General features: G+C 64.7%; 24 protein-coding genes. 18 read left to right on the forward strand and 6 right to left on the reverse strand.

What is annotated here, in order from left to right; genetic code table 11:
• The first annotated feature begins 158 nt into the window (after positions 1 to 158).
• Entirely contained in the window at positions 159 to 1,418 is a 1,260-nt protein-coding gene (locus tag HZZ13_RS08640) for an adenylate/guanylate cyclase domain-containing protein (RefSeq protein ID WP_197959218.1), read from the forward strand.
• Between the two features lie 16 nt (positions 1,419 to 1,434).
• On the opposite strand, the gene HZZ13_RS08645 is transcribed toward HZZ13_RS08640, so the two are convergent.
• Entirely contained in the window at positions 1,435 to 2,679 is a 1,245-nt protein-coding gene (locus HZZ13_RS08645) for an MFS transporter (RefSeq protein WP_197959219.1), read from the reverse strand.
• 172 nt (positions 2,680 to 2,851) lie between these two features.
• Here HZZ13_RS08645 and HZZ13_RS08650 point away from each other — a divergent pair, with 172 nt between their 5' ends.
• Positions 2,852 to 4,204, forward strand: a complete 1,353-nt coding sequence (locus HZZ13_RS08650; protein WP_197959220.1) for an Nramp family divalent metal transporter — start codon at positions 2,852 to 2,854, stop codon at positions 4,202 to 4,204.
• A 41-nt stretch (positions 4,205 to 4,245) separates the two neighbouring features.
• On the opposite strand, the gene HZZ13_RS08655 is transcribed toward HZZ13_RS08650, so the two are convergent.
• From HZZ13_RS08655 to HZZ13_RS08670, 4 genes are all read right to left on the reverse strand, one after another.
• Positions 4,246 to 4,644 (reverse strand): PIN domain-containing protein, encoded by a 399-nt coding sequence (locus tag HZZ13_RS08655; protein WP_197959221.1) that lies wholly within the window; start codon positions 4,642 to 4,644, stop codon positions 4,246 to 4,248.
• The gene (locus HZZ13_RS08660; RefSeq protein WP_197952864.1) at positions 4,634 to 4,864 is read right to left on the reverse strand and encodes an AbrB/MazE/SpoVT family DNA-binding domain-containing protein; all 231 of its coding nucleotides are present in this window, start codon (positions 4,862 to 4,864) and stop codon (positions 4,634 to 4,636) included. The genes HZZ13_RS08655 and HZZ13_RS08660 overlap by 11 nt, the downstream gene beginning before the upstream one ends.
• Positions 4,865 to 5,054: 190 nt before the next feature.
• Positions 5,055 to 5,831 (reverse strand): arginyltransferase, encoded by a 777-nt coding sequence (locus HZZ13_RS08665; protein ID WP_197959222.1) that lies wholly within the window; start codon positions 5,829 to 5,831, stop codon positions 5,055 to 5,057.
• 68 nt (positions 5,832 to 5,899) lie between these two features.
• Complete coding sequence (locus tag HZZ13_RS08670) at positions 5,900 to 6,439, reverse strand: RDD family protein (RefSeq protein ID WP_197959223.1); 540 nt, start codon at positions 6,437 to 6,439, stop codon at positions 5,900 to 5,902.
• A 179-nt stretch (positions 6,440 to 6,618) separates the two neighbouring features.
• On the opposite strand from HZZ13_RS08670, the gene HZZ13_RS08675 reads away from it, so the two are divergent.
• Positions 6,619 to 7,254 (forward strand): DUF6151 family protein, encoded by a 636-nt coding sequence (locus HZZ13_RS08675; protein ID WP_197959224.1) that lies wholly within the window; start codon positions 6,619 to 6,621, stop codon positions 7,252 to 7,254.
• Between the two features lie 95 nt (positions 7,255 to 7,349).
• Here the strand turns inward: HZZ13_RS08675 and hemB are convergent, their stop codons facing one another.
• Positions 7,350 to 8,411: a porphobilinogen synthase gene (hemB, locus tag HZZ13_RS08680; RefSeq protein WP_197959225.1), complete on the reverse strand. Its 1,062-nt coding sequence runs from the start codon at positions 8,409 to 8,411 to the stop codon at positions 7,350 to 7,352.
• Between the two features lie 122 nt (positions 8,412 to 8,533).
• Between hemB and HZZ13_RS08685 the strand changes: the two genes are divergently transcribed.
• From HZZ13_RS08685 to HZZ13_RS08755, 15 genes are all read left to right on the forward strand, one after another.
• On the forward strand, positions 8,534 to 9,037 hold the full coding sequence (locus HZZ13_RS08685) for a DUF6163 family protein (RefSeq protein WP_197959226.1): 504 nt from the start codon (positions 8,534 to 8,536) through the stop codon (positions 9,035 to 9,037).
• 502 nt (positions 9,038 to 9,539) lie between these two features.
• Positions 9,540 to 10,058 (forward strand): transcriptional regulator LdtR, encoded by a 519-nt coding sequence (gene ldtR, locus HZZ13_RS08690; RefSeq protein ID WP_025036696.1) that lies wholly within the window; start codon positions 9,540 to 9,542, stop codon positions 10,056 to 10,058.
• 200 nt (positions 10,059 to 10,258) lie between these two features.
• Positions 10,259 to 10,495: a hypothetical protein gene (locus HZZ13_RS08695; protein WP_197959227.1), complete on the forward strand. Its 237-nt coding sequence runs from the start codon at positions 10,259 to 10,261 to the stop codon at positions 10,493 to 10,495.
• 37 nt (positions 10,496 to 10,532) lie between these two features.
• Entirely contained in the window at positions 10,533 to 10,754 is a 222-nt protein-coding gene (locus tag HZZ13_RS08700) for a hypothetical protein (protein ID WP_128265268.1), read from the forward strand.
• A 241-nt stretch (positions 10,755 to 10,995) separates the two neighbouring features.
• Complete coding sequence (glyA, locus tag HZZ13_RS08705) at positions 10,996 to 12,294, forward strand: serine hydroxymethyltransferase (RefSeq protein WP_197959228.1); 1,299 nt, start codon at positions 10,996 to 10,998, stop codon at positions 12,292 to 12,294.
• Between the two features lie 71 nt (positions 12,295 to 12,365).
• Positions 12,366 to 12,848 (forward strand): transcriptional regulator NrdR, encoded by a 483-nt coding sequence (gene nrdR, locus HZZ13_RS08710; RefSeq protein ID WP_197959229.1) that lies wholly within the window; start codon positions 12,366 to 12,368, stop codon positions 12,846 to 12,848.
• The gene (gene ribD / locus HZZ13_RS08715; RefSeq protein WP_197959230.1) at positions 12,845 to 13,993 is read left to right on the forward strand and encodes a bifunctional diaminohydroxyphosphoribosylaminopyrimidine deaminase/5-amino-6-(5-phosphoribosylamino)uracil reductase RibD; all 1,149 of its coding nucleotides are present in this window, start codon (positions 12,845 to 12,847) and stop codon (positions 13,991 to 13,993) included. The genes nrdR and ribD overlap by 4 nt, the downstream gene beginning before the upstream one ends.
• Positions 13,993 to 14,616: a riboflavin synthase gene (locus HZZ13_RS08720; protein WP_197959231.1), complete on the forward strand. Its 624-nt coding sequence runs from the start codon at positions 13,993 to 13,995 to the stop codon at positions 14,614 to 14,616. The genes ribD and HZZ13_RS08720 overlap by 1 nt, the downstream gene beginning before the upstream one ends.
• Before the next feature lie 112 nt (positions 14,617 to 14,728).
• Entirely contained in the window at positions 14,729 to 15,220 is a 492-nt protein-coding gene (ribH, locus tag HZZ13_RS08725; protein ID WP_197959232.1) for a 6,7-dimethyl-8-ribityllumazine synthase, read from the forward strand.
• 3 nt (positions 15,221 to 15,223) lie between these two features.
• Positions 15,224 to 15,715, forward strand: coding sequence for a transcription antitermination factor NusB (gene nusB / locus HZZ13_RS08730; protein ID WP_197959233.1), 492 nt, complete (start codon positions 15,224 to 15,226; stop codon positions 15,713 to 15,715).
• A 9-nt stretch (positions 15,716 to 15,724) separates the two neighbouring features.
• Positions 15,725 to 15,874 carry a hypothetical protein gene (locus HZZ13_RS08735; protein WP_197959234.1) on the forward strand — a complete coding sequence of 50 codons (150 nt, stop codon included), beginning with the start codon at positions 15,725 to 15,727 and terminating at the stop codon, positions 15,872 to 15,874.
• Positions 15,871 to 16,872, forward strand: coding sequence for a thiamine-phosphate kinase (thiL, locus tag HZZ13_RS08740; RefSeq protein ID WP_197959235.1), 1,002 nt, complete (start codon positions 15,871 to 15,873; stop codon positions 16,870 to 16,872). Before HZZ13_RS08735 ends, thiL begins: the two co-directional genes overlap by 4 nt.
• A gap of 45 nt (positions 16,873 to 16,917) precedes the next feature.
• Positions 16,918 to 19,023, forward strand: coding sequence for a sodium-translocating pyrophosphatase (locus HZZ13_RS08745; protein WP_197959480.1), 2,106 nt, complete (start codon positions 16,918 to 16,920; stop codon positions 19,021 to 19,023).
• Positions 19,024 to 19,171: 148 nt separating this feature from the next.
• Positions 19,172 to 19,951, forward strand: a complete 780-nt coding sequence (locus tag HZZ13_RS08750; RefSeq protein WP_197959236.1) for a hypothetical protein — start codon at positions 19,172 to 19,174, stop codon at positions 19,949 to 19,951.
• Entirely contained in the window at positions 19,951 to 20,859 is a 909-nt protein-coding gene (locus tag HZZ13_RS08755) for a phage exclusion protein Lit family protein (protein WP_197959237.1), read from the forward strand. Before HZZ13_RS08750 ends, HZZ13_RS08755 begins: the two co-directional genes overlap by 1 nt.
• The last annotated feature ends 15 nt before the right edge of the window (positions 20,860 to 20,874 follow it).

The raw sequence follows: 20,874 nt of genomic DNA on the forward strand, positions 1-20,874 counted from the left end.
GCCGACAACGTCATCATCGCGAAGCATTTGCCGCCCGCGCGGCGAGCGCGTCAACCGCGGCTGCGGCATATTCGACCTGCACGGGACGGGGAACCTTGCGCTCGGTCTACGCGTGGCTTGCGCCTTTCGCTCGTCACGAATGCACGCCATAATGGCGTATGCAAGTCACCTCGCGCCTCTCCCTGATGAACTGGATCGCCAGCCAGGGGCTTACGGGCCTGCCTGAACCCGAACTGCTCCGCGGCTTCTGCGAGCGCTGCTGCGCCGAAGGGCTCGGCCTGTCGCGCGGCCTGGTCTTCATCGACACGTTGCACCCGATCTATGAGGGCCGCGGCTTTCGCTGGACTGACCGGTCGAGCAACGAGACCGACATGTTCGAATACGGCTCGACCGCTGAGGGGGATCCGAACAAGAACTGGCGTCGGTCGGTGTTCTATCATCTGCTCGAGCACGGCGAGGACGAGATGGTGATCGATCTCGCCGAGGCCGCCACGCTCGATTTTTCGCAGATCGGCGACCTCGCGGAGAAGGGCCATCGGCATTTCCTCGCTTTCGTCCACCGCTTCGGCGAAAGCGGCGCGCTGGGACAGATGGACTGTCTCTACTCCTACTGGACGACACGGCGCGAGGACGGCTTCACGCAATCCGAGCTGGCTGCGCTGCGCGATCTCGTGCCCGTCCTCGGTCTTGCGATCAAGTCGGCACAGCAGGTCGACATCGCGCGCACGCTCGGCCGCGTCTATCTCGGCCGCGACGCCTCCGAGCAGGTGCTGCGCGGGCGCATCTCGCGCGGCGTCACCGAGCGCATCAACGCCGTGCTGTGGTATTCGGACCTGCGCGGCTCGACCGGGATCAGCGAGAGCATCGGTCCCGACGAGATCATCCCGTTCCTCAACGACTATGCGCAGGCCGTGATCGATCCGATCCACGAAGCCGGCGGCGACGTGCTGAAGCTGATCGGCGACGGCGTGCTCGCGATGTTCTGGGGCGAGGACATGGCGGATGCGCGGCGTGCCGCGCTCCGCGCCGAGCACCTGTTCCGCAAGAACGTCGCCGCGCTGAACGAGCGGCGGGCGGCGGAGGGCCGTCCGACCACGTCGGCCTATATCGGCCTGCATGTCGGCGAGGTCTTCTACGGCAATATCGGCAGCGAGGACCGGCTCGATTTCACCGTGGTCGGCCCGACCGTGAACGAGGTCAGCCGCATCGCCGCGATGAGCCGCTCGGTCGATCGCGAGCTCCTGGCCTCGTCCGAGTTCTACAAGGGCTTAGATGCCGCCGGCCGCCGCTACCTCGTCTCCACCGGCCGCTACGCCCTGCGCGGCATCGGCCGCGCGCAGGATCTCTATACGCTCGATCCGGAGGTCGACGCGAGCGAGCCGGTGATGGGGAGCTATGAGCGGTACCTGGCGGGTTAGGCCGGCGACGATGTGGTTAACACCGCGCCGCCGCTTCATCTCCCACCATGTCCGGCTGCCGGTCCAGGCCCACCGCCGGGGACAGAAGGATCACCAGCGCCTGCACGCCGAACAGGGCGGCGGCAAGATAGAGGCACGCTTCCGCGCTCCAGAAGCCCCCGACGATCGCGCCCAGCACTGAACCGAGCGGACGGGCGCCGTAGCTCATGATGTTGATGGCGGAGACGCGGCCGAGCAGGCGCGGCGGCGTCACGGACTGGCGCAGCGTCGTGGTCGAGATCACCCACAGGATCGGGCCGACGCCGAGCAGGAAGAAGCTCAAGCCCGCGAGCCAGGGCGAGGGGACCAGCACCGTCGATGCCATCACCAGGGCGGCGACGAAGCCCGTGACGGGACCGAGGCCGACGACCATGCCGAAGGCGATCCGCTGCATCACGCGCGTAGCGAGCAGCGCGCCGATCACCATGCCGACGCCGTACATCGTCAGCACCGTGCCGACACCGGCGGCGCTCAGGCCGAGATGGCGCACGGCGTAGGGCACGAACACCGCGATCTGCAGGAACCAGCCGGTGTTGAAGATGAACTGGGTGATGAAGACCGGCCGCAGCAGCGGATGGTGAAACACGAAGGCTGCGCCTTCGCGGATCTCCTGGAGCGGATGCCGCCGCGGCGCCGGCGCGCGCGCGGGCTCGTAGATGCCGGACAGCAGCACGACGGCGATGGCCGAGAGCGCCGCGGCAAAGCCGAACGCCGGGCTCGCGCCCCACCATCCCACCAGCGCACCGCCGAGTGCAGGGCCGCTGGCGAAGGCGATGGTGCGCGCGAGCTCGATGCGCGCATTCGCCGCCGGCAACAGGTCGGAGCTCACCAGCGAGGGCACCAGCGCCGGCGCCGCCACGCTATAGACCACGGTGCCGCACACCGCGGCGAAGCCGAGCAGGGCCAGCAGCGGCAGATTGAGGGCTCCCAGCGCCAGCAGCAGCACGACGGCCGCGAGCGCCGCCGCCCGCAGCGCCTCGGCGCCCGCCATCAGCCTGCGCCGCGAGATGCGGTCGGCAAGCACGCCGGCGGGAATGGCGAACAGGACGAAGGGCAGGGTGAGCGCGGTCTGCAGCAGGCCGGTCTGCCCTTCGGCCACCCCCAGCGTCAGAACGGCGACGATGGGCGCTGCCGCGAGCGCAATCTGCTCGGCCGACTGCGCCGCGAGATTCGACCAGGCGAGGCGGTTGAAGGTTTCAGGAAGGCGAGGGGGCGTTGACATGGCGCATATCCTGCAAAAGGCGAATGTGCGCCAATGTTCGTCCCCGGCGACCACCAAACCCACCCGCTTCCCGACAAGAGGCGATCTCCCGACGGTCCGCGGCAGGAATGCTTGCCGCTAGATGCAGTTGCAAATGAGTTGCAATAAGAACGAAGTTGGGTATTCTGCCGATATGGATGCCCGATCACCCCACATGACTTCCGATATCGCCGGCTGGCGCCCTGATGCGCCCGCCACCAGGAGCCTCGCTGAGGTCAATTCCACAGTCGCCATTCCGGCCGCGGGCCACTGGTCGCGGCGGTTGCTGGCCTTCGTCGGGCCGGGCTACCTCGTCTCGGTCGGCTACATGGACCCCGGCAATTGGGCGACCGATCTCGCCGGCGGGTCGAAGTTCGGCTACACGCTGCTCTCCGTCATCCTGCTCTCGAACTTGATGGCGATCCTGCTGCAGTCGCTGGCGGCGCGGCTCGGCATCGTCACCGACCGCGATCTCGCCCAGGCCTGCCGCGCCACCTATTCGCCGGCGGTGAACTTCCTGCTCTGGCTCGCCTGCGAGGCGGCCATCATCGCCTGCGATCTCGCCGAGGTGATCGGCACGGCGATCGCGCTGAAACTGCTGTTCGGAATTCCGCTGATCGGCGGCGCATTGCTCGCCGCGCTCGACGCCTTCCTGTTGCTGCTGCTGATGAACAGGGGCTTCCGCTTCCTGGAGGCTTTCGTCATCGCGCTGCTGGCGGTGATCGCGGTCTGCTTCGTGGTGCAGATCGCGGCGGCGGCGCCGCCAGTGGCGGAGGTCTTGCGCGGCTTCGTGCCCAAGAGCGAGATCTTCACCAATTCCGACATGCTCTACATCGCGATCGGCATCATCGGCGCGACCGTGATGCCGCACAATCTCTACCTGCATTCCTCGATCGTGCAGACGCGCGCCTATGAGCGCAACGACACCGGCCGGCGCGAAGCAATCAAATGGGCGACGACGGACTCGACGATCGCGCTGATGCTGGCGCTGTTCATCAACGCCGCGATCCTGGTCGTGGCCGCCGCGACCTTCCACAAGACCGGTCATGCGGATGTCGCGGAGATCGGCCAGGCTTTCGAGCTGCTGTCACCGCTGCTCGGTCTCGGTATCGCCTCGACGCTGTTCGCGGTGGCGCTGCTCGCCTCGGGCCTGAACTCGACGGTCACGGCGACGCTCGCCGGCCAAATCGTGATGGAGGGCTTTCTCGACCTGCGCCTGCCGAGCTGGGCGCGCCGCCTGCTGACGCGCGGCATTGCCATCATTCCCGTGATCATCGTCACGGCTGTTTACGGCGAGCGCGGCACGGCTGATCTGCTTGTGTTCAGCCAGGTCGTGCTGTCGATGCAGCTGCCTTTCGCGGTGATCCCGCTGGTCCGCTTCGTCTCCGACCGCCGCAAGATGGGCCAATTCGCGATCCCGACATCGGTCGCCGCGGTCGCCTGGATTGTCGCCGGCGTCATCGTGATTCTGAATCTGAAGCTGCTGGCCGATACATTTTTTGGGTGACGGAGATCGCTCCTGCGAACAGTTCGGCCGCGGAGCGCATTTCACATGAAGGGATTGGTGATTCGAAGGCCTTCCTTCAGAACCATTCCATGCTGGAAGTCTTCGGACAGCAATGTCTCGCATCCAGCGTGGAGTGCAGAGGCAGCGATGATCGCGTCGTAGGTCTGCATCCCGTAGCGCTCAGCAAGCCCAAGGCCGGTGTCATGGATATCCAGCGTGACAGGATAGATCGTAAGAAGCCCCCGCAACGAGTCCAGGAAGTTGTGCGTTTGCTGCCAGAACAATTGCGTCTTGCGACGGACTACATTGGCAAGCTCATTGAGCACCTGTACGCTGATCACGCCGCCGTCCGACAGTGCTTGCTCAGCTCGGTCAGCCTTCGCCGCATCGCTCGACACGAGATAGAAGAGGACGTTGGTGTCGAAGAAGTTAGCGGGCATTCGCTTCCTCTCTGTCGAACTTGAAGTCGACAGGAAGGCTGCCGCGAAGGGCACGAATACGCTTCAGCAACTCGGCGCGGTCCGGTTTGCGGGCGACGCCGAATTCCCGGTCTCCAGCAACGTGGATTTCGATCTCATCGCCTTCCTTCAGCTGAAGTGCTTCGACGACGGTAGCGGGAAGGCGGACTGCAAGGCTATTTCCCCACTTCGCGACCTGCATGTGGGCCTCCGATAGATATACATGGCTAAGCGTGTATATCTAACGCAGAGGATTCAAGCTCAATATCGGCAACCGTCCGGCATTGTTTGTTGCGGGGTGGCCGCCAGCAGCCCGCTCATATCGAGCAGGGGCAAAGCAGCATGGACGGCAAGCGTCTTCGTCCAGCGCACGACCCGCACAAGAGTGTACCCTAATCCTGCGGCTCGGACGCCACGTCCCCCTGCGCATCCACGCGCAGCCAGCCTGAGGGGGCGAGGCGCTGCTGCGGCAGGAAGCGGGCCTTGTAGTCCATCTTTTTGGAGCCTTCGATCCAGTAGCCGAGATAGACGTAAGGCAGCCCTTGCCGGCGGGCGCGTGCGATGTGGTCGAGGATCATGAAGGTGCCCATCGAGCGGCTGACCTGGCCAGGATCGAAGAACGAATACACCATCGACAGGCCATCGCTGAGGACGTCGGTGAGCGCCACCGCGATCAGCTCTTCGCCGCGCCCCGTGATGCCGCTGTCGGGGCCGCGCTTGCGGTATTCGATGATGCGGGTCTCGACATGGCTGTCCTCGACCATCATGGCGTAGTCGAGCACCGTCATGTCGGCCATGCCACCGTGGCGGTGGCGGGCGTCGAGATAGGCGCGGAACACCGAATATTGCTCGGAGGTCGGTACCGCGCTGCGCTGCTCGCCGATGATGTCGGCGTTGCGGGCCATGACTTTCCGGAAGCTGCGGGAGGGCCGGAACTCGTTGGCGATGACCCGGACCGAGACGCAGGCACGGCACTGGTCGCAGGCCGGCCGGTAGGCGATCGACTGGCTGCGGCGGAAGCCGCCATGGGTCAGGAGGTCGTTGAGGTCGCCGGCGCGGTCCCCGACCAGATGCGTGAACACCTTGCGCTCATGCCGGCCCGGCAAATAGGGGCACGGGGAGGGCGCCGTGAGGTAAAACTGTGGTGTATCGCGCGAGTGCTGGGTCAAGGGACGTCGTGGGCCTCCAAAACAGGCATCAGCATCGCGCTCCAGACGTCCCCGGTCAATCGATTAGCTCACCACGTCCGCGCCCCCTGGGCGGGTACGCGAACCGTATTGTTGATCACGACCGTTCCCAGCACGAAATCGTGCAGGAGGCGCCGGCGGGCGTTGAACAGGCCCACCAGCACCACGAACGGCGACAGGAACGAGACGGTCACCCAGAACAGCACGGCATGGGTGGCGCCGAGCACGAAATAGCCGGGCGCGCCGTACCAGGTGCGCAGCTCCAGGTCCATCAGGCGCATGCCGACGGTAGCGGAGGATGGGCCGCCGATGCTGGCGCCGTAATAGACGATGGCCCAGATCACGGAGGCCGGCCAGGCAATCCAGAACAGCGCCCAGCCGATGCCGAGGGTGACCACGCCGAACAAGGCGATGAAGACGTAGCCGAGGATCACCGGGACCGAGATCACGACCATGTCGATCAGGAAGGCGAACGCCCGCCGCGTCGCGACGCCCCGGAACAGCTCCGGATGAAGGTCGGGGTCGTAGGCGTGCGGTTGTACGGCGCCATCATTGCGCCAGGTGCCTGAATTGCCCGAATCGTACGACATAGTCCCGTTCTCCAGCGAAACCCACCGCAGCACATGGGAACAGCCGGGCCACACGCCAAGGCTGTCAGCCCACCACCACCGCAAAATATTCCGGCGATTCGGCGGCCGTGGCCGCTTGCGCGGTCCGCGATTTGCACCATTCTGGGGGGCGCGCGGATCCCTCACAGGAACAATTTTCAATGGATCGTCAGGTCGAATTGCGTTGCCGCTGTGGCGGGGTCCGCGCCGTCGTCACGAGCGTGTCGCGGCAGACTGTCAATCGAGTGGTCTGCTACTGCGACGACTGCCAGGCCTTTGCCCACCAGCTCGGGCGCGCCGATCTGCTGAATGCCAAAGGCGGCAGCGACATTGTCCAGGTCGCGCCATCGACGCTTACATTCGTGCAGGGGCAAGACTGGATCGCGGGGGTGCGGCTGACCGCGAAAGGCCTTTATCGGTGGTATGCAAGCTGCTGCAACACACCGGTCGGCAACACGCTTTCGCCGAGCGTTCCCTTCGTCGGCATCATCGCGCAGGCGTTCGAGGGCGGCACGCCGGCGCTCGACGAGGTCGCGGGAGCGCCGATCGGCGCCATTCTCGGCAAGTATGCGGTCGGCGAGCCACCGGCGGGCTCGACGGGACTTGATCTTGCTCTCATCCTGCGCGCGATCGGCAAGGTGCTGGCGTGGAAGCTGCGGGGGAAGACATGGCCGCATCCGTTCTTCAAGCGGGGGACGCGCGAGCCGATCTATCCAATCACTGTGCTGTCGCGCGAGCAACGCGAGGCGCTGCGTCCGTTATGCGGACCTCAGCCGAATGCGCAAGCCGCGGGTTGAGTGTTGCAGCGCAGCGGCAGGGGTGGGCGGGCAACTCCGCCCGCGCGCTTCGGACGAGCGCCGCGCAGAGCCGGGACCCGGACGCCCAAGTGGGATCAACCCTGCGCCCGCAGCTTCTCCGCGGCCTTCGGCGCAAAATAGCTCAGCACGCCGTCGGCGCCGGCGCGCTTGAAGGCGAGCAGGCTCTCCATCATCGCGCGCTCGCCGTCGAGCCAGCCGTTGTTGGCGGCGGCGGCGATCATCGCGTATTCGCCGGAGACCTGGTAGGCGAAGGTCGGCATCGCGAACGTGTCCTTCACGCGGCGGACCACGTCGAGATAGGGCATGCCGGGCTTCACCATCACCATGTCGGCGCCCTCGGCGATGTCGAGCTCGACCTCGCGCAGCGCCTCGTCGGTGTTGGCGCTGTCCATCTGATAGGTGCGCTTGTCGCCGGTGAGCGTCTTGGCGGAGCCGATGGCGTCGCGGAACGGGCCATAGAAGGCGGAGGCGTATTTCGCCGCATAGGACATGATCTGCATGTCGATCAGGCCGGCGCGGTCCAGCCCCTCGCGGATCGCGGCAACGCGCCCATCCATCATGTCGGAGGGCGCGATGATATCGCAGCCGGCTTCGGCCTGAACCAGGGCCTGACGCACCAGCACGGCCACCGTCTCGTCGTTCAGGATCTTGCCGTCGGAGATCAGGCCGTCATGGCCGTGGCTGGTGAAGGGATCGAGCGCGACGTCGCAGAGGATTCCGATCTCCGGAAACTCCTTCTTGATCGCGCGCACGGCCTGGCAGACCAGGTTGTTCGGGTTGGTGGCTTCCGAGCCTTCCTCGTCGCGCAAGGAGGGATCGGTGTAGGGAAACAGCGCGATGCAGGGAATGGTCAGCTTCATGGCGCGCTCGGCCTCGCGCACGGCCTCATCGACGCTGAGGCGGTCGACGCCCGGCATCGAGGCGACCTGCTCGCGCTTGTTGGTGCCGTCGATCAGGAACAGCGGCCAGATCAGGTCGTCGGTGGTGAGGACGTTCTCGCGCACCATGCGCCGGGCCCACTCGGCCTTGCGGTTGCGGCGCGGACGGACGGTCAGATCGAGGGCATGCGGCACCGCCGTGCTGTCCCGGCGCGAAACCTCGCGCAGTTCGATCGGACGTCCGTATTTGATCGCCATCACTCTTCCTCCGGCTGGAATTATTCTTATACCAGCTCGCACGGTTCCCGTCACCGCGGCTTGACCTGCCGCAAGGGATGGCAGCCGATTGATTTTGCGGGCCGAAGCAGCCAGAAGGGGCCATGTCCGAGATCTCCACCCGCGATGCTGCCCAGGGCGGCGCCAGTGCCAGGGACGCTGCCCGAGACACTGCCCGAGAGAGCGCGCTCTCGGTGGCGGCGATCTCGTCGGAGCGCTCGCAGTCCGCCGACAATGTCTGGACCCGCCGGCTGGTGCTGTTCCTGCGAGTGATGGCGCTGCTCTCGATCCTCAAAGGCCTCTATCACTGGGCGCAGGTCACCGGCTTCGTCGGCGGCGAGGACGAGGCGTTCGAGAACCAGTCGATGGCCTGGCAGGCCGCGACCGTCTACTTCGCCGTGATCGAACTCGTCGCGGCGGTCGGCCTCTGGCTCGCGACGCCCTGGGGTGCGGTGGTGTGGCTGACGACCGTGGTGTCGATGGCCGTGATCGAGCTGATGTTCCCGGGCATCTACGGCGGCAGCCTCGTCGTGGTCGGTGTCGAGGTCTTCATGCTTGCTGCCTATCTCGCGCTCGCCTGGATGGCCGCGCGCGAGCGGCCGCCGTAGCGATCGCAATCTCGTGCCCCGGACGCAATGCAGCACGCCGCACTCGCGGCGTGATGCGTTGCAGAGCCGGGGCCTACATCTTCCGAAATCTCGCTTTGAAACATCTGGGTCCCGGCTCTGCGCGCCGCTTCGCGGCGCTTGTCCGGGACACGGTTGTGCGCGCTTGGTTGACCGCTGGTTGCCTAAAATTCGCGGTAAGTTTTCATTGACCAGCCGGTTCCGCCACAGCCGTTACACGTGCGTTTCGAAACAGGGCGGGGCTGTTCTGGAATGCGACAACAGGTGCGGACGGAGGGTGAACAGGACCTTGCCAAGGTCAACAGAGGCTTTCGAAAAGTGCTTGTGGCACAGGCTTAATGCGCAATTCACTGTCTTAAATTCATGATCTCTTTATTCTCTTATTTAAGCCGATGTTCAAACGCGCCCCTTAAGTTGCACCTATCAGGCGGGACACAAGTTTCGTCGAATAAGTGTCGATAAAAACGACAACAGGGGAAGTGTCATGATGAAAGCCGTCGCAACTGCGGCAGATACCGCAGAGCGAGTCTCCGGCCAGCAGGGTTCGGTGCAGTCGCTCTATCTGGAAGCTTTGACTCTGGTGGAGCGGCTGCATCGCCGGCTCCTCGACGTGATCAAGGACGAATTCGATCGCCGCGGCCGTGCGGACATCAACTCGGTCCAGGCGCTCTTGCTCTACAACATCGGCGACAAGGAGTTGACCGCGGGCGAATTGCGCACGCGCGGTTACTATCTCGGCTCCAACGTCTCCTACAATCTGAAGAAGCTCGTCGAGCTCGGCTTCCTCGATCACCAGCGCTCGCGCGTCGATCGCCGCTCGGTGCGCATCCGCCTGACCCCGCAGGGCCAGGAAGTCCGCCGCATCGTCGATGCGCTCTACCAGAAGCATGTCAAGACGGTGGAGCAGGTCGGCGGTATCTCCGGCGACGAGTTCGCGACCCTCAACAAGTCGCTGCACCGTCTCGAGCGGTTCTGGACCGACCAGATCCTCTATCGGCTCTGAGTTTTTCAAGGGATCAGGGCCAAGCCGGCCCAAAACAAGACCGGCAACCCTCCCGAACGTGCCTGACTTCCCCAAACGCGCCGGCCCGGAGCTGCCCCCGGACCGGCGCGTTGATGTCTTTTGCACCTGCGAAAAATCCCCGGCTGGCAGGAACCAGTTCCGGGCTCGGTGCTTATCTCCTTCGGATCGGAGAAACGTCGATGCTGGTGGAGCGCGGGCTTCAGGTGGTGAACGTGGAACTCGTCAGCCAGGCCTATGCCATCGCCGCGAACTACCTTCGCCGCTCCGGCGCGATCCCCGACACTCTCGTTACCGACGAACGCCTGCTTCACCTGATCGTCAAGCTGCTCCAGCACGGCGAATTCAACAAGATCAGGCTGGCCAACAGGGCCATCGCCCGGTTCCAGGCGCAGACCGAGGCCAAAGCGGTTGCCTGATCAAAACCCCCAAAATCGCAACGAACCAGAGGATGCCATGGAAGCTGCCATCGACCGCATCATGCAGACCTATGACCTGCTCGCCAACCGCACCGCGGCGGCCAGCGCCGAGGCGCGTGAAAAGGTCACGAACTACCTCAACATCCTGATGGAAGCCGGCGAGACGGACAGCCACAGGTTGACCGTCTGCGGCCTGACCTACCTGCGCCAGCTCGACGGCAGCGTCGACCCGGTGAAGGCGGGGTATACGGGGCTGTAGCACGACCGCAAAGAATGAGGCCCAAAGCGGCCCCAGCCCGGATATTGACAGGGAGCGGTCTTGCAAAACCGCTCCCGGGCTGAAAACCTCCAATCCCACCATATCTTGCATAAATATCAGGCCCGACCCGCAAATGCTTGGCCTGTTGCGGGCGATGTGGTAGATCGCGCGTGCTCCCGACCGCCACACCAGACCCGCCCGTAGCCCGCCAAAAGGCTGCGGCGGTGGAGATATTCGCAAGATGACCGCACCCAAGACAGCCTCCGCGCCCGATTCGTTTTTCACCGCTTCGCTCGAGCAGGCCGATCCGGAAATCGCCGCCGCCATCAAGGGCGAGCTCGGCCGGCAGCGCCACGAGATCGAGTTGATCGCCTCCGAGAACATCGTCAGCCGGGCCGTGCTGGAAGCGCAGGGTTCGGTCATGACCAACAAATACGCGGAAGGTTATCCGGGCGCGCGCTATTACGGCGGTTGTGAGTGGGTCGACGTCGCCGAGAACCTTGCGATCGATCGCGCCAAGAAGCTGTTCGGGGCCAATTTCGCCAACGTGCAGCCGAACTCAGGCAGCCAGATGAACCAGGCGGTGTTCCTGGCGCTGCTGCAGCCCGGCGACACCTTCATGGGTCTCGATCTCGCCGCCGGCGGCCATCTCACCCATGGCTCGCCCGTCAACATGAGCGGCAAGTGGTTCAAGGCCGCGCACTACACCGTGCGCCGCGAGGACCAGATCATCGACATGGATGCGGTGGCCAAGCAGGCCGAAGAGGTCAAGCCGAAGCTGATCATCGCCGGCGGCTCGGCCTATTCGCGCGCCTGGGACTTCAAGCATTTCCGCGAGATCGCGGACAGCGTCGGCGCCTACCTCCTGGTCGACATGGCGCATTTCGCCGGGCTCGTCGCCGGCGGCGTGCATGCCTCCCCGGTGCCCTACGCGCACGTCACCACCACCACGACGCACAAGTCGCTGCGCGGTCCGCGCGGCGGCCTCATGCTGTGGAATGACGAGACGCTGACCAAGAAGCTGAACTCGGCGATCTTCCCGGGCCTGCAGGGCGGTCCCCTGATGCATGTGATTGCCGCGAAGGCGGTCGCCTTTGGCGAGGCGCTGCGTCCGGACTTCAAGGTCTATGCCAAGAACATCGTCGAGAACGCCAAGGCCTTGGCCGAGACCCTGAAGGGCCATGGCCTCGATATCGTCTCCGGCGGCACCGACAATCATCTGATGCTGGTCGATCTCCGGCCCAAGGGCCTCAAGGGCAACGTCTCGGAGAAGGCGCTGGTCCGCGCCGCCATCACCTGCAACAAGAACGGCATTCCGTTCGACCCGGAATCGCCCTTCGTCACCTCGGGCATTCGCCTCGGCACGCCGGCCGCGACCAGCCGCGGCTTCGGCGTGGCCGAATTCCAGCAGGTCGGCGGCATGATCGCCGAGGTCCTCAACGCGATCGCGCAATCCTCCGACGGCAAGGCGCCGCTGGTGGAAGCTGCGATCAAGGAACGGGTCAAGGCGCTCACCGACCGGTTCCCGATCTACCAGTAAGGCGCCGCATGATCCGGAAAAGTGGGTACCGGTTTTCCGAAAAGATCATGCGAAAATAAAGGTCTCGTTGGATGCGCTGCCCGAACTGCAACAGTCTCGATACGCAGGTAAAGGACTCGCGTCCGACCGAGGAGTCGTCCGTGATCCGCAGGCGGCGCGTGTGCGTCGCCTGCAATTTCCGCTTCACCACCTTCGAGCGCGTGCAGCTGCGCGAGCTCACGGTGATCAAGCGCAACGGCCGCCGCGTGCCGTTCGATCGCGACAAGCTGATGCGCTCGGTGCAGATCTCACTGCGCAAGCGGCAGGTCGAGCCGGAGCGCGTGGAGAAGATGGTCTCCACCATCGTGCGCGAGCTCGAGACCGGGGGCGAGGCCGAGATCTCCTCGGAGGTGATCGGCGAGACCGTGATGGAGCATCTGCGCACGCTCGACGACGTCGCCTATGTGCGCTTTGCCTCGGTGTACCGCAATTTCCGCGAGGCCAAGGATTTCGCCGACGTGCTCGGCGAGCTCTCCGGCGAGGAGGAAGCGCGGCTCGCCGCGATCCGCAAATGATCTTCCGCATCCTGGAAGACCAATTCGCGCAGAAGGCCCGCGAGGCCAAGGATGCCGATCGCCGTTTCATGGAGCTGGCGCTCGCGCTCGGTCGGCGCGGGCAGGGCCGGACCTGGCCCAACCCGGCCGTGGGCGCCGTCATCGTCAAGGACGGCGTCATCGTCGGCCGCGGCTGGACGCAACCGGGCGGACGGCCGCATGGCGAGCCCGAGGCCTTGCGCCGGGCGGGCGAAGCGGCGCGGGGCGCCACGCTCTATGTCACGCTGGAGCCGTGCTCGCATTTCGGCAAGTCGCCGCCTTGCGCCGATGCGGTGATCGCCGCCGGCATCAAGCGCGTGGTGGCGGCGATCGAGGACCCCAATCCGGAAGTTGCGGGCCAGGGCCATGCGCGCTTGCGCGCCGCCGGCATCGCCGTGGATGTCGGTCTCTGCGCGGCGGAGGCCGCGTTCGATCATGCCGGGCATTTCCGTCGCATCCGGGACCAGCGTCCGCATGTGATCCTGAAGCTCGCGGTCTCGCCCGACGGCAAGATCGGCGCGGCCGGCGGCAAGCCGCTTGCGATCACGGGGGAGGCCGTGCGCGATCGCGTGCATCTCTTGCGCGCGCAGAGCGATGCCATCCTGGTCGGGATCGGCACCGTGCTGGCGGACGATCCGCTTCTCACCTGCCGCCTGCCGGGCATGGCGGCGCGGTCGCCGGTACGCGTGGTGCTCGACCAGAGCCTGCGCATTCCCGCATCGAGCCAGCTCGTGCGCTCTGCGCGCGAGACGCCGCTCTGGGTGGTGGGTTCGGAGCTTGCTGAAGCCGCGGCTGCAACGCGGCTTGGGGCGGCCGGTGCGCAAGTGCTGCGCGTGTCGCCGGGTATTGTATCAGGCCTCGATCTGCCGGCCGTGCTGCATGCGTTGGCGGAGCAGGGCATCACGCGGCTGATGGTCGAGGGCGGCAGCCGTGTTGCCGCGTCCTTTGTCGCGGCCGATCTCGTCGACGAGATCTGGCTGTTCCGCGGCGCGGAAGCGGTCGGCGAAGGCGGCGTCGATGCGCTCGATGCATTGCCCCTGGCGAAAATCACGCAGTCGCCGGCCTACAAGGTTCATGCTAGCGAGACCTTCGGCAACGATACTCTCACCATCTACGAGCGCGCGTAATGTTCACCGGCATTGTCACCGATATCGGCGAGATCGTCAGCTTCACGCCAACGGCGCAGGGCCAGCTGCACCGGCTGCGCATCGCCTGTCGCTACGATCAGAGCACGATTGCGGACGGCGCCTCGATCGCCTGCAACGGCGTCTGCCTGACCGTGGTCGCCTCGGGCGTGGCGGACGACAGGGACTCTAAGCAAAGGACCTGGTTCGACGTCGATACCGCGGCCGAGACGCTGGCGCTGACGACGGCCAAGCACTGGAGGGTCGGCACCAGGCTCAATCTCGAGCGCGCGCTGAAGATCGGCGACGAGCTCGGCGGCCATATCGTCGCCGGCCACGCCGATGGCATTGCAACCATCGTCAGCCGCGAGGACTTGCCGGATATGGCGCGGTTCGTGCTCTCGACGACGCGGGAGCTGGCACGGTTCATCGCCACCAAGGGCTCGATCACGCTCGACGGCGTCTCGCTGACGATCAATACGGTTGCAGACGTGACCTTTTCGGTGCTGATCATTCCGCACACGTTGACGGTCACGACGATCGGCGGTTGGAAGGCGGGGGATGAGGTCAATATCGAAGTTGACCTGATGGCCCGCTACGCGGCGCGGCTGACGGAAATGACGTAACGGCGATTGAAGATCGTCATGCGCGGGCTTGACCCGCGCATCCATCCTCTTAAGAGGGGCTTGCCCGATGGATTGCCGGGTCAAGCCCGGCAATGACAGAATAGGTTAAACGATGGCAGACGCGCGGCGCGCACCCCTGAAGGACCAGACCGACATTTCCGGCGCGCGCGCGCTTGTAGTCGAGGCAAGGTTCTATGACGATCTCCAGGATGCGCTGCTGGACGGCGCGGTCGCCGAACTGAAGGCGGCCGGCCTGACCCATGACGTCATCACGGTTCCCGGAGCGCTGGAGATCCCCGCGGCAGTGGCCATCGCGGTCGATGCCGCGGCGGCGAACGGCAAGCCCTATGACGCGGTGATCGCACTTGGCTGCGTGATCCGCGGCGACACCATTCATTTCGAGATCGTCTCGCAGGAATCCTCGCGCGCGCTGATGGACCTCGCCGTGGCGCGAAAGCTGCCGCTCGGCAACGGCATCCTCACCGTCAACACCGAGGACCAGGCCTGGGCGCGGGCGCGCGCCAGCGAGCTCAACAAGGGCGGCGATGCCGCGCGCGCCGCGCTTGCGATGCTGCGCATCAAACGCCGCCTGGCGCAGGCCTGAGCCATGGCTGATATCAAGAAACCGGCGGCTGCGGAGAAGAAGGCGAACCGGCGCGGTGCGGCGCGGCTCGCGGCCGTGCAGGCGCTGTACCAGATGGACATCGCGGGTGCCGGCATCAACGACATCTTTGCCGAGTTCGAAAGTCATTGGCTCGGCAACGAGGTCGAGGGCGACACATATTTGCCGGCGGAAGCCGCCTTTTTCCGCGACGTCGTCTCCGGCGTCGTGCGCGACCAGAAGAAGCTCGACCCCCTGATCGACGAGGCGCTGTCGAAGGGCTGGCCGCTCAAGCGGATCGAAGCGATCCTGCGGGCGGTGCTGCGGGCAGGGGCCTATGAGCTCCAGCATCGCAAGGACGTGCCGGGCCGGGTGGTGGTCTCCGAATATGTCGACGTCGCCAATGCCTTCGTCGACCGCGAGGAGACCGGCATGGTGAACGCGGTGCTCGACCAGATCGGCCGGCAGTTTCGCGGCGACGAGTTCGGGCGGGGGTAGGATCGGTCGATGGCCCTTGCAGTAGCCGTCATCCTGAGGTGCCGTAGCGAAGCGAAGGCCTCGAAGGACGACGGCGTGGCACTGAAGGTGCAGCTCGGCCGTGCATCCTTCGAGGCTCGCAAGGGCTCGCACCTCAGGATGACGGGTCAGGCACCGTGACGCAGGATAAAAACGAAGTCTCCGGCGAAGACTCCCTCATCGCGCGCTATTTCAAGCCGCTGGCGACCGATCCCGGCGCGTTCGGGCTGGTCGATGACGCTGCGGTGCTGTCCTCGTCCGGCGAGGACATCGTCATCACCACTGACGCCGTGGTCGAGGGCGTGCACTATCTTGCCGGCGATCCGCCCGACACCATCGCGCGCAAGGTGCTGCGGGTGAACCTGTCCGATCTCGCTGCCAAGGGCGCGGTGCCCGCCGGCTTCGTGCTGACGCTCGCGCTGCGCAGCAAGGAGGACGCCTGGCTCCGTCCGTTTGCGGACGCGCTGGGCGAGGACGCCAAGACCTTCGCTTGTCCTCTGCTCGGTGGCGACACGGTGTCGACGCCGGGCCCGCAGATGATCTCGATCACCGCCTTCGGCCGTGTGCCTCGGGGGCGGATGATCGGCCGCACCGGCGCAAGGCCGGGCGATCGTATCCTGGTGACGGGGACGATCGGAGATGCCGCGCTCGGCCTCGACGTGCTCAAAGGCGGCGCTGCCGCCAGCGCGCTGACATCCGATCCGGCGGCACGGGATTTTCTGGTCTCGCGCTATCGGGTGCCGCAGCCGCGCAACGTGCTGGCGCCGGCCGTGCGCGATCATGCCACTGCGGCGATGGACGTCTCCGACGGCCTCGCCGGCGATCTGACCAAGCTCTGTGCCGCCTCCGGGGTCTCGGCTTCGATCGACGTGACGAGCGTGCCGCTCTCGGCCGCGGCGGCCGGCCTGCGCGCCCGCAACGTCGCTTCTGTCGAGACGCTGCTTGCGGGCGGCGACGACTACGAGGTGCTCTGCACCGTTCCTCCCGCGCGATGCGAGGCGCTGATTGCCGCTGGACGGGCCATGGGCATTGCGGTGACCGCGATCGGTACGATCGGGGAGGGGCAGAAGCCGCCGCGCTTCCTGGACGGGCAGGGCCAGGACCTGCATTTGACGCGGCTGTCCTACAGCCACTTCTAGGAATTGCTGCAAACCGGCATCCTGGTTCTCAGCACTTGGTCCTAAATACCTGCCGAGATCGGCCTTTTCGCGCTTTCCGTCGCCTACGCGATTTGGGCGACGTCTTCGGTCTTGGGCGCGGATGCGGGGTCGCTGCGCATGCAGGAGATCGCAGGGGCGGTGCGCGAAGGCGCACAGGCGTATCTGCGGCGCCAGTACACCACGATCGGTATCGTGGGCATCGTCATCTTCTTGCTGCTTGCCTATTTCCTCGGGCTCTATGTCGCGATCGGTTTCGCCATCGGCGCGATCCTGTCCGGCGCTGCGGGCTTCATCGGCATGAACGTTTCGGTTCGCGCCAATGTGCGCACCGCCCAGGCCGCGACGACGTCGCTGGCCGGCGGCCTCGAGCTCGCCTTCAAGGCGGGCGCCATCACCGGGCTTCTGGTCGCCGGTCTCGCGCTGCTGGGCGTGACGCTCTATTTCGGCTTCCTGGTCCACTCGCTGAAGCTCGCACCCGACAGCCGCACCGTCGTCGACGCCCTGGTGGCGCTCGGCTTCGGCGCCTCGCTGATCTCGATCTTCGCCCGTCTCGGCGGCGGCATCTTCACCAAGGGTGCGGACGTCGGCGGCGATCTCGTCGGCAAGGTCGAGGCCGGCATCCCCGAGGACGATCCGCGCAATCCCGCGACCATCGCCGACAATGTCGGCGACAACGTCGGCGACTGCGCCGGCATGGCCGCCGACCTGTTCGAGACCTATGCGGTGACCGCGGTCGCCACCATGGTCCTGGCGGCGATCTTCTTCGCCAAGACGCCGATCCTCGCCAACATGATGACGCTGCCGCTCGCGATCGGCGGCATCTGCATCATCACCTCGATCATCGGCACCTTCTTCGTCAAGCTCGGGCCGAGCCAGTCGATCATGGGCGCGCTCTACAAGGGCCTGATCGCGACCGGCATCCTGTCGCTGATCGGCATCGCCCTGGTGATCTACTACCTGATCGGCTTCGGCAAGCTCGACGGCGTCAACTACACCGGCATGGCGCTGTTCGAATGCGGCGTGGTCGGTCTCGTCGTCACCGCGCTGATCATCTGGATCACCGAATACTACACCGGCACCGACTACCGTCCGGTGAAGTCGATCGCCCAGGCCTCGGTCACCGGTCACGGCACCAACGTGATCCAGGGCCTTGCCGTCTCGATGGAAGCGACCGCGCTGCCCGCGATCGTGATCATTGCCGGCATCCTGGTCACCTACAGCCTCGCCGGGCTGTTCGGCATCGCGATCGCGACCGCCACCATGCTGGCGCTGGCCGGCATGATCGTCGCCCTCGACGCCTTCGGCCCCGTGACCGACAATGCCGGCGGCATTGCCGAAATGGCGGGACTGCCGAAGGAGGTGCGCAAGTCGACCGACGCGCTCGATGCGGTCGGCAACACCACCAAGGCGGTCACGAAAGGCTACGCGATCGGCTCGGCCGGTCTCGGCGCCCTCGTGCTGTTCGCGGCCTACAATGAAGATCTCAAGTTCTTCATCGCAGGCAAGAATGCTTACTTCCAGGGCGTCAATCCGGACTTCTCGCTGAACAACCCTTACGTTGTTGTGGGTCTGCTGTTCGGTGGTCTGTTGCCGTACCTGTTCGGCGCGCTGGGCATGACGGCGGTCGGCCGCGCGGCCGGCGCGATCGTCGAGGAGGTCCGCCGCCAGTTCCGCGAGAAGCCGGGCATCATGCAGGGCACCGACAAGCCGGACTACGGCAAGGCGGTCGACCTGCTGACCCGTGCCGCGATCAAGGAGATGATCATCCCTTCGCTGCTGCCGGTGCTGTCGCCGATCGTCGTCTACTTCCTGATGTATGCGATCGCGGGCGGTGGCGCGGCCGGCAAGTCGGCGGCATTCTCGGCCGTCGGCGCCATGCTGCTCGGCGTGATCGTGACGGGCCTGTTCGTCGCGATCTCGATGACCTCGGGCGGCGGCGCCTGGGACAATGCCAAGAAGTACATCGAGGACGGTCATTTCGGCGGCAAGGGCTCCGATGCCCACAAGTCGGCGGTGACCGGCGATACCGTCGGCGATCCCTACAAGGACACGGCGGGCCCCGCGGTGAACCCGATGATCAAGATCACCAACATCGTGGCGTTGCTGCTGCTGGCAATCCTGGCGCACTGAGCGGCGCAGCCGCGAAAGACAAAACCCCGCGGTGCAAACCGCGGGGTTTTTGTTTTGGTGCTATGCCGGTCTATGCCGGTCCTCGACAAGGCAGAATGAGATTGTTAGGTTCTCAACCTTTGAGATGAAGTTCTTTCGGGGACAACCTATGAATTTACCGGCAGTGGTACTTGTTGCTCTATTCTGCCTGTTGCTGACGGAAAGCGCGGCGCAGGCTGCAAACACCTCCGAGCTTATCGTCCTGGCCCGGATCAGCGAACGGCTGATCGTCGCAGCTTCGGGCGCTTTTTCGCTTTGGCTCGGCTACAGGCTCTTCGAAGCAATAACCGAGAAGCAAAGACAGGCTATTGAGAGTGTGGCCGCTTTGCCGACGAGCCCGGATGCCGTCGCAGCCGGCCGTGACGAGAGAAGGTCGGCGTTAGAAGCAAAATTGGGCGACGTGCTGAACATCAGAGTGTCCGATGTTGGACCGGGCGTTTTCTTTGCTCTCTTCGGATCGGTTCTGCTCGGCTATGTGATGTACTCATCCGTAGACCTAAAGTCTCCGGAGGTGATGTCTGCAAAGCCTTTCGAGGCTCCGAAGCAAGATGCAAAGGCCGTCGGTCCAAACATTCGATTTGAGAACCCAGATCTTCGGATCAGGATCGGTGACAGGGATAAGCTGCTTGAGTCCGTGAAGGCCGTTCGGACGCTCGAAACGTACCAGGTGACGGCCGATACGACGGAGGCCGGGAAGCAAAAAATCGCTGAAGCCCTTCGCTCGCTTTCTTCCGCGAAGGCAGCCCTGGTTGATCTCGGGTTCGGAGAGGGTAGTTTTGCGAAGTATCAATTGCTGAAGGTGAAGTCGCCGGATGAATTGGCCAAACAAACAAAGGAGGAACTGGACCGGTTCTACAGCATCGATGGGCTGATGAATGGAGGATTGTGATGCTCGGGCGGTTCTCACTCGGATTACTTTTTTGCTTTCTGATCTGTGCGCAGGCACCCGCCCAAGACGCCGCCTATCAGGACCACCTCGCGTCCAATACCCGTAAGTTGGTCACCAACCTTCGGCCGCTCCTGCGGCCGACGCTCCAAGCGTTCGAAGCCTCCATTCTCGACGACATTGATTTTCGCATCGTACCGGATCTCATCTATCAAGGGCTTGCCAGGCGCATCGGTGGCAAACGCGTTGTTATTATTTACTCCGGAATTCCTTTCATGATGGAGGTGCTCTCAAACTCGATGTTTGTCGGATTGCAAGGCAAGAGAGAGTGCTATGAGCGGCACCTTAAGAGTAGCTTGGAAACGTTTGTTTACAATTCAGACCCCAATCATCAGGCGAACAAGCGCCCAGTGTTTCATCCTGCGGCCTATGCCAATTTCGAGCTATCGTGTGCGGGAGCAGAGCAGATATTTGCAAACATGGATGCAAGACAGCGGCAGGTGGTTGCCGATTTCATCCAGACTTCTATTGCTGCCGTCATCCTGCACGAGATTGCCCACCATGTGCTTGGACACGTTGACAATCCTCCCGGCCCGGGAATGAGTCCTGCTGCGCTGGAGCGCTCTCGACAAGACGAAGATGCCGCCGATCGCTGGGCCATCCGCAAGCTTCTTGAAATGAAGATGTCGTTGCTTCCGACGATTCCGTACCTTCTTATGACGGCGGCGCTGACGGACTATACCTTGGAAGCGGAACGAGCATCTACTCATCCGTTAGGCGCGCGGCGAGCGCTGGGGCTGCTCGACAACATTGCAGTAGAGGTCAACAAGATCGACCCCGATTCGCCGGTTGTCGGACAGGTCAAAGATTTTCGAAAGGTCTTGAACAATATCACCAGTCCTCAGAACTGAGGCGCCCCTCAAGGC

This window comes from Bradyrhizobium agreste, assembly GCF_016031625.1.
In the GTDB taxonomy this organism is placed as follows: domain Bacteria; phylum Pseudomonadota; class Alphaproteobacteria; order Rhizobiales; family Xanthobacteraceae; genus Bradyrhizobium; species Bradyrhizobium agreste.